Source organism: Cellulomonas citrea, from assembly GCF_009829685.1.
Taxonomy (GTDB): domain Bacteria; phylum Actinomycetota; class Actinomycetes; order Actinomycetales; family Cellulomonadaceae; genus Cellulomonas; species Cellulomonas citrea.
Genome location: NZ_VWSD01000013.1, coordinates 26,385 through 38,398 on the forward strand (window position 1 = coordinate 26,385; position 12,014 = coordinate 38,398).

Sequence of the window (12,014 nt, forward strand, 5' to 3'; positions counted from 1 at the left end):
TTCCCGCCCCGGCTAGGCTCCCCATCCATGGGTCCCGTTCCCGGCTTCTACGCCGTCGTCCCCGCCGGCGGAGCCGGCACCAGGCTCTGGCCGCTGTCCCGTGCGGGCCGGCCCAAGTTCCTGCTCGACCTGCTCGGCACGGGCCGGACGTTGCTGCAGGGCACCGTCGACCGGCTCGCCCCGCTGGCCGGGCCGCAGCACGTGCTCGTGGTCACCGGGGCGCGGCACGTGGCCGCCGTCCGTGAGCAGCTCCCGGAGATCGCCGGTTCCGACGGGCTGGACCGGGTGCTGGCCGAGCCGACCCCGCGCGACTCGATGGCCGCCATCGGTCTGGCGGCGGCCCTGCTCGCGCACCGGCACGGCGAGGACGTCGTCCTCGGGTCCTTCGCGGCCGACCACGTGATCGACGGTTCCGCTGCGTTCGAGCAGACCGTGCGTGAGGCCGTCGAAGCGGCCCGGGCCGGCTACGTCGTCACCGTCGGGATCGGTGCCACCGAGCCCTCGACCGCGTTCGGGTACGTGCGCTCGGGTGCCCCGCTCGGGGCGCAGGGCGCCCCGTCGGCCCGCCACGTCGTCGGGTTCACCGAGAAGCCCGACGCGCAGACCGCGGCCCAGTACCTGGCCACCGGGGAGTACTCCTGGAACGGCGGCATGTTCGTGGTGAAGGTCGGGGTGCTGCTCGACCACCTGCACGCCCAGCTGCCCGCGCTGCACGACGGGTTGCGGGCCATCGCGGCCGCCTGGGACGGACCCGACCGGGACGCCGTCCTGGCGGCGACCTGGCCCGGGCTCACGAAGATCGCGATCGACCACGCGATCGCCGAGCCGGTGGCCGCCGCCGGTGGCGTCGCCGTGGTCCCCGGCGCCTTCACCTGGGACGACCTGGGCGACTACGCCTCGCTGTCGGTGCTGCTCGCCGGGCGTGGTCGGTCCTCGATCGGGGACGACGGGCTCGTCCTCCAGGTCGACAGCGAGGGGTCGCTCGTCGTGGCCGGTGAGCGCACCGTGTCGGTCGTCGGCCTGCCGGGGGCGGTCGTCGTCGACACCCCGGACGCGCTGCTCGTGACCTCGCGCGAGCACGCGCAGGAGGTCAAGGCGGCTGTCGAGGCGTGGCGCGCGCGGGGTCGGGACGACCTGCTCTGACCCCGCCGTGGTCCCGGCTCCGGGTGCGCGTCGCCGCGCCGGGACGCCGGGGCGTTAGCCTGCCCAGGTGGCGAGCGTGACAGAACCCAGGTCAGGAGCCCGGTCGGAACCTCGGCCGGGCGGCGTCGCGGGCCGGATCGTCGAGCTCGTGGCCGAGCTCGACGCCGAGCTCGTGCGGATCCGTCGTGACCTGCACGCCCACCCCGAGCTGGCCCGGACCGAGGAGCGCAGCACGCGGGTCGTCGCCGAACGGCTCACCGCCGCCGGGCTCGCACCGCGGCTGGCACCGGGCACCGGGCTGGTGGTCGACATCGGCGAGGTCGCAGTCGGCGAACGTCGGGTGGGGCTGCGCGCCGACCTCGACGCCCTGCCGGTTCCCGACACCTGCGGTCACCCGTTCGCGTCCACCGTCAAGGGCGTCGCGCACGCGTGCGGGCACGACGTCCACACGACGGTGGTGCTCGGTGCGGGGCTCGTGCTGGCCCGGCTCGCGGACGAGGGTCTGCTGCCCGGTGGCGTCCGCCTCATCTTCCAGCCCGCCGAGGAGGTCCACCCCGGCGGGTCGCTCGACCTCATGGCCACCGGTGCGCTGGACGGTGTCGGTCCGCTGTTCGCCGTGCACTGCGAGCCCCGCCTCGACGTCGGCCAGGTGGGCACCCGGATCGGCGCGATCACCTCGGCGTCGGACGCCGTGCACGTGCGGCTCACCGGCCCGGGCGGGCACACCTCGCGCCCGCACGTGACGGCCGACCTCGTCTTCGCCCTCGGCGAGGTCATCACCTCCGTCCCGGCCATCCTCGGACGCCGGCTGGACCCGCGCTGGGGCGTCAACCTCACCTGGGGGGCGGTGCACGCCGGCAGCGCGTCCAACGCCATCCCGGCCTCCGGCGCGCTCGAGGGCACGTTGCGCTGCCTGGACGTGCGGGCCTGGGAACGGGCCGCGCAGGAGTTCGAGCAGGCGGTCCGAGCGGTCGCCGAGCCGTTCGGCGTGCACGTCGAGGTCAAGGCGCAGCGCGGTGTGCCGCCGGTGGTCAACGACGCCGGCTGCACGGGGCTGCTCGAGCAGGCGGCGTCCGAGGTCGTGGGCCCGTCGGCCGTCGTGCTCACCGAGCAGTCCCTCGGCGGCGAGGACTTCGCGTGGTATCTCACGAAGGTGCCGGGCGCCATGGCCCGGCTGGGCACGCGCCGGCCTGGCGGGCGCACCTACGACCTGCACCAGGGTGACCTCGACGTCGACGAGCGCGCGATCGGGTACGGGGCGGCGCTGCTGGCCCGCACCGCGGTGCTCGCGGCAGGCGCTGTCGGCGCCGGTGCGGTGTCCGACCGCTGAGATCAGCGCGCCCATCGGCCGGACAGTTGTTGCGATGCTGTAACGGAACGTGCCTGCGGGCGACCCAGTAACCGGGCCGTCATCGAAGTCTGCGTACTCTTCGGCGGGTCAGGGCCGGACGGCCGTGCGGAGCCGTGAGGTGCGTCAGACGCACACCGGTGACGCCGGGACGGACCGGCCGGGTGACCAGCAGCAGGAGACGTGCGTGAAGAACTTCATCCGTGTGGTCGCACTCGGCGGTACGGCGGCCCTCGCCCTCGCCGCGTGCGGCAGCGCCCCGAGCGCCACCCCCTCGTCCTCGGCGTCCGGCGGCAACTCGAGCTACAAGGCCTGCATGGTGTCCGACGCCGGCGGGTTCGACGACAAGTCGTTCAACCAGTCCGGGTACGAGGGCCTGCAGAAGGCCGGTACCGACCTCGGCATCCAGGTCAAGACCGTGGAGTCGAAGCAGGAGAGCGACTACACCCCCAACGTCGAGAGCATGATCTCCGAGAAGTGCGACCTCATCATCGGGGTCGGCTTCCTGCTCGAGCCGGCGATCCACAAGGCCGCCCAGGCGAACCCGGACGTCAAGTTCGCGCTCGTCGACAGCTCCTTCCAGGACGCGGACTACAAGCCCGTCACCATCGAGAACGCCAAGCCGATCCTGTTCGACACGGCGCAGGCCGCCTACCTCGCCGGCTACCTGGCCGCGGGCGTGTCGAAGACCGGCACCATCGGCACCTTCGGTGGCATGCAGATCCCGTCGGTGACGATCTTCATGGACGGCCTCGCCGACGGCGTCGCCAAGTACAACGAGGACAACGGGAAGTCCGTCAAGGTCCTCGGCTGGGACAAGGCCGCGCAGACCGGCTCCTTCACCGGCACGTTCGACGACCAGTCGACCGGCCAGACCCAGGGCAAGGCGCTGCTGGACCAGGGTGCGGACATCGTCATGCCCGTCGCCGGTCCGGTCGGTCTCGGCACCGTCGCCGCGATCAAGTCGGCCAACAACGGCTCGATGCTCATCGGCGTCGACTCCGACTGGGCCGTGTCCAACCCCGACTCGGCGTCGATCACCCTGACGTCGGTCATCAAGGAGATCGGCCAGGCGGTCTACGACACCGTCAAGGTCTCCTCCGAGGGCAGCTTCTCCTCCGACCCGTACGTCGGGACGCTGAAGAACGGTGGCGTCGGCCTGGCGCCGTTCCACGACCTGGCGTCCTCGGTGCCGTCCGACCTGTCGACCAAGGTCGACTCGCTCAAGAAGGACATCATCGACGGCAAGATCACGGTCACCTCGCCCTCCACGCCGAAGTGATCTAGCAGCACCTCGACACCGACGGCCCGGGCTACGGCCCGGGCCGTCGGTGCGTCCTGGGCCGGTGCGTGGGCACCGGCCGTCAAGGTCGCTAGTGTCTGACAGTCGTCCATCGCCCGAAGGAGGGCCCGTGAGGCTCGAGCTGCGGGGAGTCACCAAGAGGTTCGGCTCCCTGGTCGCCAACGACCACATCGACCTGGTCGTCGAACCGGGCGAGATCCACGCCCTGCTCGGTGAGAACGGTGCCGGCAAGAGCACCCTGATGAACGTCCTGTACGGGCTGTACGACGCCGACGAGGGCGAGATCGCCATCGACGGCGCGCCGGTGCGGTTCAGCGGGCCCGGCGATGCGATGGCGGCCGGTATCGGCATGGTGCACCAGCACTTCATGCTCGTGCCGGTGTTCACCGTCGCCGAGAACGTGGTGCTCGGCAACGAGCCCGTCCGCCCCGGTGGGCTCATCAACCTCGCCGAGGCGCGTCGACGGGTCAAGGAGATCTCCGACCGGTTCGGGTTCGACGTGGACCCCGACGCCATGGTCGAGGACCTGTCGGTCGGCGCCCAGCAGCGGGTCGAGATCATCAAGGCGCTGTCCCGCAAGGCCGAGGTCGTCATCCTGGACGAGCCCACCGCTGTGCTCACGCCCCAGGAGACCGACGAGCTCATCGCGATCATGCGTCAGCTCAAGGAGTCGGGCACCTCGATCGTCTTCATCACCCACAAGCTGCGCGAGGTGCGCGCGGTGGCCGACCGGATCACCGTCATCCGGCGCGGCAAGGTCGTCGGCTCGGCCGAGCCGACGGCGTCCGAGACCGAGCTCGCCTCGCTCATGGTCGGCCGCGCGGTCGACCTGAGCGTGCACAAGGCGCCGGCGCAGCCGGGCGAGGCCACCGTGCAGGTCGAGGGCCTCACGGTGCTCGACCCCAACGGCGTCACGGTCCTGCAGGACGTGACCTTCGAGGTCGCCCGCGGCGAGATCCTCGCCGTCGCCGGTGTCCAGGGCAACGGGCAGACCGAGCTCACCGAGGTCATCACCGGCCTCCGGGCGCCCACCGCGGGCACCGTCACGCTCGACGGGAACGCGATGGCCGGCCGGTCGGTGCGCGAGGTGCTGCACGCCGGAGTCGGCTTCGTCCCGGAGGACCGGACGAGCGACGGCCTGGTGGCCAGCTTCTCGATCGCCGAGAACCTCATCCTCGACCAGTACGACCGGCCGCCCTACTCGCGCCTCGGCGTGCTGCGCACGGGCGTCATCGAGCAGAACGCCGAGCAGCGCACCCGGGAGTTCGACGTGCGCGCCGGTTCGGTCGACGACCACGCGAGCACCCTGTCCGGCGGCAACCAGCAGAAGGTCGTGCTGGCCCGTGAGCTGTCCCGGCCGCTGCGCCTGCTCGTCGCCTCGCAGCCCACCCGCGGTCTCGACGTCGGCTCGATCGAGTTCGTGCACGCCCGGATCGTCGCCGAACGCGACCAGGGGACGCCCGTCATCCTCGTGTCGACCGAGCTCGACGAGGTCGTCGCGCTGGCCGACCGGATCCTCGTGATGTACCGCGGCCGGGTCATCGGGATCGTCCCGGGCGGCACCGACCGCGACGTGCTCGGCCTCATGATGGCCGGCGTGCCGGCCGACGAGGCGGCCGTCCAGGCCGCCGAGCACCACACCACCCTCGGCCAGGCCGTGCGCGGCCAGGCAGCCCAGGAAGGCGAGGAGGCACTGTGACCTCGACCAGCAGCACCGGCGGCACCGACGCCGGACAGGCGCCGGCGGACCAGGTGGACGCGGCGCCGCCGACGTCCAACGGCGCCCCGGGCGCGAGCCGGTGGCGCGAGGTGGCGCTCGAGATCGCGACCGGCAGCGCCGGTGTCACGGTGCTGGCCATCGTGCTCGCCCTGCTGTTCGGCGGCGTCCTCATCGCGGCGGCCGACCCGGCCGTGCAGAGCGCTGCGGGCTACTTCTTCGCCCGGCCGCTCGACCTGTTCTCGGCCGTCTGGCAGGCGGTGTCGCAGGCCTATGCGGCGCTGTTCTCCGGCGCCGTGTACGACGTGCAGGCCGAGAGCTTCGCCCGGGGAATCAAGTCGCTCACCGAGACGCTCACCGTCGCGACCCCGCTCATCCTCGCCGGCCTCGGTCTGGGGATCGGCTTCCGGTCGAGCCTGTTCAACATCGGTGCCCAGGGCCAGGTCGTCCTCGGTGCGGTGTTCGCCGGGTACATCGGGTTCGCGTTCAACCTGCCTGCCCCGCTGCACCTGCTGCTCGCGGTGCTCGGCGGTGCGATCGGCGGCGGTCTGTGGGCCTCGATCGCGGGTGTGCTCAAGGCCCGGACCGGCGCCAACGAGGTGATCGTCACGATCATGCTCAACAACATCGCGGTCTACCTCATCGCCTACCTGCTGAGCCTGCACGCGTGGCAGCGGCCGGGCAGCAACAACCCGCAGTCGCCCGCGCTGCACGGGTCCGCGATGTTCCCGCTGCTGGCCGGTGAGAGGTACCGCCTGCACGCCGGGTTCCTGCTCGCGATCGTGGCGTGCGTCGTGGTCTGGTGGCTCATGGAGCGTTCGACGCTCGGCTTCCAGTTCCGTGCCGTCGGGGCCAACCCCGAGGCGGCCCGGACAGCCGGCATCTCGGTCGAGCGGGTCACCGTGTGGGTCATGCTCGTCGCGGGCATGCTCGCCGGGCTCGCCGGTGCGGCGCAGATCCTGGGCACCGAGGGCGGCAGCGGGCTCACCGGCGGCATCGCCGGCACCGTCGGGATCGACGCGATCACCGTGGCCCTGCTCGGGCGGTCCAAGCCGCTCGGCATCTTCTTCTCCGGCCTCCTGTTCGGCGCGCTGCGCGCCGGTGGCGTGGTCATGCAGGCGCGCACCGGCACCCCGATCGACCTGGTGCTCGTCGTGCAGTCGCTCATCGTGCTGTTCATCGCGGCGCCGCCGCTCGTGCGCGCCGTCTTCCGGCTCCCGGCCCCCGGGTCACGCAAGGCAGCGGTCGACGTCCCGGCCGCCCTCACCGCCAAGGAGGTCCGCGCATGAGCGCCGTGACCGCACCGGCGCCCGCCGCGGCGCCGACGTCGGCAGTCCTGCCGCCGATCAGCCTCAAGGCCTCGATCGCGTACGGCGTCGGCGCGCTGGCCGGGCTGGTCCTGCTCGGCCTCGTCGGGCCGAACGGGCGCACCAGCGGGTTCGCCGTGTCCACCCGGACCGACGCGCTGCAGATCCCGGTGTTCCACGTCCCGTCCAAGATCAGCGCGGCACTGCTGTGCCTCGTGGCCCTGGCGCTGGCGTACCTGCATTACCGCGCCACCGTGAGCCGTCGCCGGCCGTCGCCGTGGATCGCGCCCGGGTACGGGGTGTCGATGGTGCTGGCCTTCCTGATCTGGGCCGTCGCGGGCAAGGACACGGTCCTGCCGCTCACGGGTCTGCTCGCCGGGTCGCTCTTCCTCGCGCTGCCGCTCGTGTTCGGTGCCCTCTCGGGTCTGCTCTGCGAGCGCTCGGGTGTGATCAACATCGCGATCGAGGGTCAGCTGCTGTTCGGGGCCTTCCTGGCCGCGGTCGTGGCCACGCTCACCAAGAACGCCTACTTCGGACTGGTCGCGGCCCCGGTCGCCGGTGTGCTCGTGGCCTCGCTGCTCGTGCTGTTCGCGGTGAAGTACCACGTGGACCAGATCATCGTCGGCGTCGTGCTCAACGTGCTCGTCATCGGCCTGACCAGCTACCTGTTCTCCACGGTGCTCAAGCTCAACGCGAGCACGTGGAACTCCCCGCCCGGGCTGCCCGTGCTGCCGATCCCCGTGCTGTCGGAGATCCCCGTGATCGGCCCGGTGCTGTTCCGGCAGACCGCGCTCGTGTACCTCATGTACGTCGTCGTGGCCGTCCTGCAGGTGATGGTGTTCCGCAGCCGGTGGGGCCTGCGGCTGCGCTCGGTGGGTGAGCACCCCAAGGCCGCCGACACGGTCGGCATCAAGGTCAACCGGACCCGGGTGCGTGCGGTGCTGCTCGGTGGCGCGGTCGCCGGGCTCGGCGGGGCGTTCTACACGGTGGGCAACTCGCTGGCCTTCGGCAAGGAGATGACCAACGGCGGCGGGTACATCGCGCTGGCGGCCATGATCCTCGGGCGCTGGCGGCCCAAGGGTGCTCTGGCTGCGGCCCTGCTGTTCGGCTTCGCCAACAGCCTGCAGCAGCAGCTCAACATCATCGGGACTGCCGTGCCCAGCCAGATCATGCTCATGACGCCGTACCTGGTGACGATCTTCGCGGTCGCGGGGATCGTCGGAAAGGTGCGCGCGCCCGCCTCGGAGGGCATCCCCTATGTCAAGTGACATCGACTGGGACGGGCTGCGCGCCGCGGCCCGTGACGTCATGACCCGGGCCTACGCGCCCTACTCGAAGTTCCCGGTGGGCGCCGCGGCGCTCGTCGACGACGGACGGGTGGTCACCGGCTGCAACGTCGAGAACGCCTCGTACGGTCTGACGCTGTGCGCCGAGTGCGCGCTCGTCTCGGGTCTGCACGTCTCGGGCGGCGGCCGGCTGGTCGCGTTCACGTGCGTCGCCGGCGACGGTGAGGTCGTCATGCCCTGCGGCCGGTGCCGTCAGCTGCTGTTCGAGCACGGCGGGCCCGCCCTGCTCGTCGAGACCGTGTCGGGGGTGCTGCCGATGTCCCAGGTGCTCCCCGACGCCTTCGGACCCGAGGACCTGGTGACCCGCGCATGAGCGAGCCGTTCGACGCCGTCGACGTCATCGTCGCCAAGAGGGACGGGCACCGCCTCACCGGTCCGCAGATCGACTGGGTGCTCGACGCCTACACCCGCGGGGTGGTGGCCGACGAGCAGATGTCCGCGCTCGCGATGGCGATCCTGCTCAACGGCATGGACCGGGACGAGATCGCCCGCTGGACCGCCGCGATGATCGCCTCAGGCGAGCGGCTGGACTTCTCCGGGCTGTCGCGCCGGACCGCCGACAAGCACTCCACGGGCGGGGTCGGCGACAAGATCACGCTGCCGCTCGCGCCGCTCGTCGCCTCCTTCGGGGTGGCCGTGCCGCAGCTGTCCGGCCGAGGGCTGGGGCACACCGGCGGGACGCTCGACAAGCTCGAGTCGATCCCCGGGTGGCGCGCCGCGCTGAGCAACGCCGAGATGATGGCGCAGCTCGAGTCCGTCGGGGCGGTCATCTGCCAGGCCGGCTCCGGGCTGGCGCCCGCGGACCGCAAGCTCTACGCGCTGCGCGACGTCACCGGGACGGTCGAGGCCATCCCGCTCATCGCCAGCTCGATCATGAGCAAGAAGATCGCCGAGGGCACCGGCTCGCTCGTGCTCGACGTCAAGGTCGGCTCGGGTGCGTTCATGAAGGACCTGGACCGGGCGCGCGAGCTGGCTCGCACCATGGTGGAGCTGGGCACCGACGCGGGGGTGCACACCGTCGCGCTGCTCACCGACATGTCGGTGCCGCTCGGGCTGACGGCCGGCAATGCGCTCGAGGTCCGTGAGTCCGTCGAGGTGCTGGCGGGCGGGGGACCGGCCGACGTCGTCGAGCTCACCGTGGCGTTGGCGCGTGAGATGCTCGACGCGGCCGGGCGGCCGGACGCCGACCCCGCCAAGGCGCTGGCCGACGGGTCCGCGATGGACACCTGGCGGGCGATGATCGCGGCCCAGGGTGGCGACGTGGACGCCGTGCTGCCGGTGGCGCGCGAGCACGAGGTGGTCGTGGCCGAGCGCGACGGGGTCGTGCGCACGCTGGACGCCTACGCCGTGGGCGTGGCCGCGTGGCGGCTCGGCGCGGGCCGGGCGCGCAAGGAGGACCCGGTGCAGGCCGGTGCGGGTGTCGAGCTGCACGTGCGCCCGGGGGATCCGGTGCGCGCCGGGCAGCCGATCCTCACGCTGCACACCGACACCCCGGAGCGGTTCGAGCGGGCCCGTGCGGCGCTGACCGGCGGGATCGTCGTCGAGACGGGTACCGCCGCGGCTCCTGGCCCGCTCGTGCTCGACCGGATCGCGGTCTGATCCGTCTCGTCGGGACCGACGGCCGGGAGCCGGACCGGCGTGAGGGTGCCAGGATGGGACACCACGAACGCGGTGCGGCAGGGGGAAGGGGAGGTGCGGTGATGAGCACGGTTCCCGGTGAACCCGCATGGCGTGATGCCGGGCTGCGACCGGTCGACCCGGACGAGCCGCTGCGGCTCACCGATCCCGGCCACGTGCCCTCCGACCCGGAGGAGTACGCGCCCGACCCCGCGCGAGCGGACCTGGAGGCTGCGGCCGACGAGGCCGATGTGCTCGATCAGGACACCGACGCGGCCCTGGACACCGACGACGAGGACGAGGACGAGTGAGCCCGGAGGAGTCCGAGCCCGGGAAGGCCGGGGCCGACGACGAGGTCGGCCGCGGGACGACGCTCGAGGCGGTGCGCGCGCTGCCCAAGGTGCTGCTGCACGACCACCTCGACGGCGGTCTGCGGCCTGCGACCCTCGTCGACCTCGCGGCGCAGATCGGGCACCGGCTGCCCACCGACGACGCCGACGCGCTGGGACGCTGGTTCGTCGAGTCGTGCACCTCGGGGTCGCTCGAGCGGTACCTCGAGACCTTCGTCCACACCGTGGCGGTCATGCAGAGCGGGCCGAACCTGGTCCGGGTGGCCCGGGAGGCGGTGCTCGACCTCGCGGACGACGGTGTCGTGCTCGCCGAGCTGCGGTACGCCCCGGAGCAGCACCAGGCCGGCGGGTTGAGCCTCGACGAGGTGGTCGAGGCGGTCCAGGCCGGTATCGACGAGGGCGTGCAGGAGACGGGCGGCCGGATCGTCGCCGGGCAGCTGCTGTGCGCGATGCGGCAGGCCGACCGTGCCACGGAGGTGGCGCGGGTGGCGATCGACCACCGCGACCGCGGCGTCGTCGGCTTCGACTACGCGGGGCCCGAGGCCGGGTTCCCGCCGTCGCGGGCCGCCGCCGCGTTCGACCTGCTGCGCGAGGCGGACCTGCCCTGCACGGTGCACGCCGGCGAGGCGGACGGGCCGAGCTCGATCGCGGCGGCGCTGCACGTGGCCGGCGCCTGCCGGATCGGCCACGGGGTGGCCATCGCGACGCAGGTCGGCCCGGACGGCCCGACGTCGGCGCTGGCGCACTGGCTGCGCGACCGCCGCGTGGCGCTCGAGCTGTGCCCGACCTCGAACCTGCAGACCGGGGGTGCCGCGTCGATCGCCCAGCACCCCGTGACCGCGCTGCTCCGGCACGGGTTCGCCGTCACGGTGAACACCGACAACCGGCTGCACTCCGGGACGAGCGCGTCCCGGGAGCTGGCCCAGCTGGTCGACGAGGCCGGCTGGACGTGGCAGGACGTCCTGGACGTCACCGTGACCGCGGCCCGCTCCGCGTTCTGCCACCACGACGTGCGCGAGGCGCTCGTCGAGGACGTGATCCTCCCCGCGTACGCGGGGCCCACCGGAGGAAGGCACCGAGCATGAGCATCTCCACGCCCCCGTCGGACGTCACGGCCGCGTCGGTGACGGGCCACGCCCCGTTGTCCGCGGCCGCGTTCGCGAAGTTCGTCGACCACACGCTGCTCAAGCCGGAGGCGAGCCGGGCCGATGTGGCCGCGACCGTCGCCGAGGCCGTGCGGCTGGGCGCCTACTCGGTGTGCGTGTCGCCCTCGCACCTGCCGCTGGAGATCCCGGCCGGTCCCGACGGTGAGCCGGCCGTCAAGGTGACCGCGGTCGTCGGGTTCCCGTCGGGTGCGCACAAGTCGGCGATCAAGGCCGCCGAGGCCGCCCAGGCCGTCGCCGACGGGGCCGACGAGATCGACATGGTCATCGACCTGTCCGCGGCCAAGGAGCGCCGGTTCGACGACGTGCGCGCCGACATCGCGGCCGTCCGCGCCGCGGCCCCGCGCCCCACGGTGCTCAAGGTGATCGTCGAGTCCGCCGCGCTGTCCGACCACGAGCTCATCGAGTCGTGCCGGGCCGCCGCCGACGCCGGCGCCGACTTCGTCAAGACCTCGACGGGCTTCCACCCGGCGGGCGGGGCCACCATGCGGGCGGTCGGCATCATGTCCGGCACGGTCGGCGGGCGGCTCGGCGTCAAGGCCTCCGGCGGGATCCGCACCGGGTCCGACGCGATGTCGATGATCAACGCCGGCGCGACCCGACTCGGCCTGTCCGGGACCGCAGCCGTCATCGCCGACCTCGCGGCCGACACCGGCGACTGACCCAGGTTCGGGCCGCCACCGGCCGCCGCGGGTACGCGGCCACCCGGGGCGGCTCGTC

Annotated in this window: 11 protein-coding genes; all 11 read left to right on the forward strand. The window is 72.8% G+C overall.

The features are described 5' to 3' along the window. Window positions 1-27 precede the first annotated feature (27 nt). The 11 genes from F2B26_RS03175 (at window position 28) to deoC (ending at window position 11,956) form a co-directional block, all read left to right on the forward strand. Window positions 28-1,143: a mannose-1-phosphate guanylyltransferase gene (locus F2B26_RS03175; protein WP_159806333.1), complete on the forward strand. Its 1,116-nt coding sequence runs from the start codon at window positions 28-30 to the stop codon at window positions 1,141-1,143. A gap of 76 nt (window positions 1,144-1,219) precedes the next feature. Continuing rightward, window positions 1,220-2,473 carry an amidohydrolase gene (locus F2B26_RS03180; protein ID WP_159806353.1) on the forward strand — a complete coding sequence of 418 codons (1,254 nt, stop codon included), beginning with the start codon at window positions 1,220-1,222 and terminating at the stop codon, window positions 2,471-2,473. A 139-nt stretch (window positions 2,474-2,612) separates the two neighbouring features. Further along, window positions 2,613-3,773, forward strand: a complete 1,161-nt coding sequence (locus tag F2B26_RS03185) for a BMP family lipoprotein (protein WP_328698649.1) — start codon at window positions 2,613-2,615, stop codon at window positions 3,771-3,773. A gap of 130 nt (window positions 3,774-3,903) precedes the next feature. After that, complete coding sequence (locus F2B26_RS03190; protein ID WP_159806335.1) at window positions 3,904-5,493, forward strand: ABC transporter ATP-binding protein; 1,590 nt, start codon at window positions 3,904-3,906, stop codon at window positions 5,491-5,493. Next, window positions 5,490-6,800 (forward strand): ABC transporter permease, encoded by a 1,311-nt coding sequence (locus F2B26_RS03195; protein WP_159806337.1) that lies wholly within the window; start codon window positions 5,490-5,492, stop codon window positions 6,798-6,800. Before F2B26_RS03190 ends, F2B26_RS03195 begins: the two co-directional genes overlap by 4 nt. Further along, entirely contained in the window at window positions 6,797-8,086 is a 1,290-nt protein-coding gene (locus F2B26_RS03200) for an ABC transporter permease (protein WP_159806339.1), read from the forward strand. The genes F2B26_RS03195 and F2B26_RS03200 overlap by 4 nt, the downstream gene beginning before the upstream one ends. After that, window positions 8,076-8,477 carry a cytidine deaminase gene (locus tag F2B26_RS03205; protein WP_159806341.1) on the forward strand — a complete coding sequence of 134 codons (402 nt, stop codon included), beginning with the start codon at window positions 8,076-8,078 and terminating at the stop codon, window positions 8,475-8,477. Before F2B26_RS03200 ends, F2B26_RS03205 begins: the two co-directional genes overlap by 11 nt. Further along, a complete protein-coding gene (locus F2B26_RS03210; RefSeq protein ID WP_159806343.1) occupies window positions 8,474-9,763 on the forward strand; it encodes a thymidine phosphorylase in 1,290 nt (429 codons plus the stop codon). The genes F2B26_RS03205 and F2B26_RS03210 overlap by 4 nt, the downstream gene beginning before the upstream one ends. A gap of 101 nt (window positions 9,764-9,864) precedes the next feature. Further along, window positions 9,865-10,092 (forward strand): hypothetical protein, encoded by a 228-nt coding sequence (locus tag F2B26_RS03215; protein WP_159806345.1) that lies wholly within the window; start codon window positions 9,865-9,867, stop codon window positions 10,090-10,092. Next, window positions 10,089-11,216, forward strand: a complete 1,128-nt coding sequence (locus tag F2B26_RS03220; RefSeq protein WP_159806347.1) for an adenosine deaminase — start codon at window positions 10,089-10,091, stop codon at window positions 11,214-11,216. Before F2B26_RS03215 ends, F2B26_RS03220 begins: the two co-directional genes overlap by 4 nt. Next, window positions 11,213-11,956 carry a deoxyribose-phosphate aldolase gene (gene deoC / locus F2B26_RS03225; protein WP_159806349.1) on the forward strand — a complete coding sequence of 248 codons (744 nt, stop codon included), beginning with the start codon at window positions 11,213-11,215 and terminating at the stop codon, window positions 11,954-11,956. Before F2B26_RS03220 ends, deoC begins: the two co-directional genes overlap by 4 nt. Window positions 11,957-12,014 lie beyond the last annotated feature (58 nt).

What these genes read in the sequence shown, in the direction of transcription:
- F2B26_RS03175 (WP_159806333.1), top strand. Translation starts at nt 28, where the DNA reads ATGGGTCCCGTTCCCGGCTTCTACGCCGTCGTCCCCGCCGGCGGAGCC.
- F2B26_RS03200 (WP_159806339.1), top strand. Translation starts at nt 6,797, where the DNA reads ATGAGCGCCGTGACCGCACCGGCGCCCGCCGCGGCGCCGACGTCGGCA.
- F2B26_RS03205 (WP_159806341.1), top strand. Translation starts at nt 8,076, where the DNA reads ATGTCAAGTGACATCGACTGGGACGGGCTGCGCGCCGCGGCCCGTGAC.
- F2B26_RS03210 (WP_159806343.1), top strand. Translation starts at nt 8,474, where the DNA reads ATGAGCGAGCCGTTCGACGCCGTCGACGTCATCGTCGCCAAGAGGGAC.
- F2B26_RS03215 (WP_159806345.1), top strand. Translation starts at nt 9,865, where the DNA reads ATGAGCACGGTTCCCGGTGAACCCGCATGGCGTGATGCCGGGCTGCGA.
- deoC (WP_159806349.1), top strand. Translation starts at nt 11,213, where the DNA reads ATGAGCATCTCCACGCCCCCGTCGGACGTCACGGCCGCGTCGGTGACG.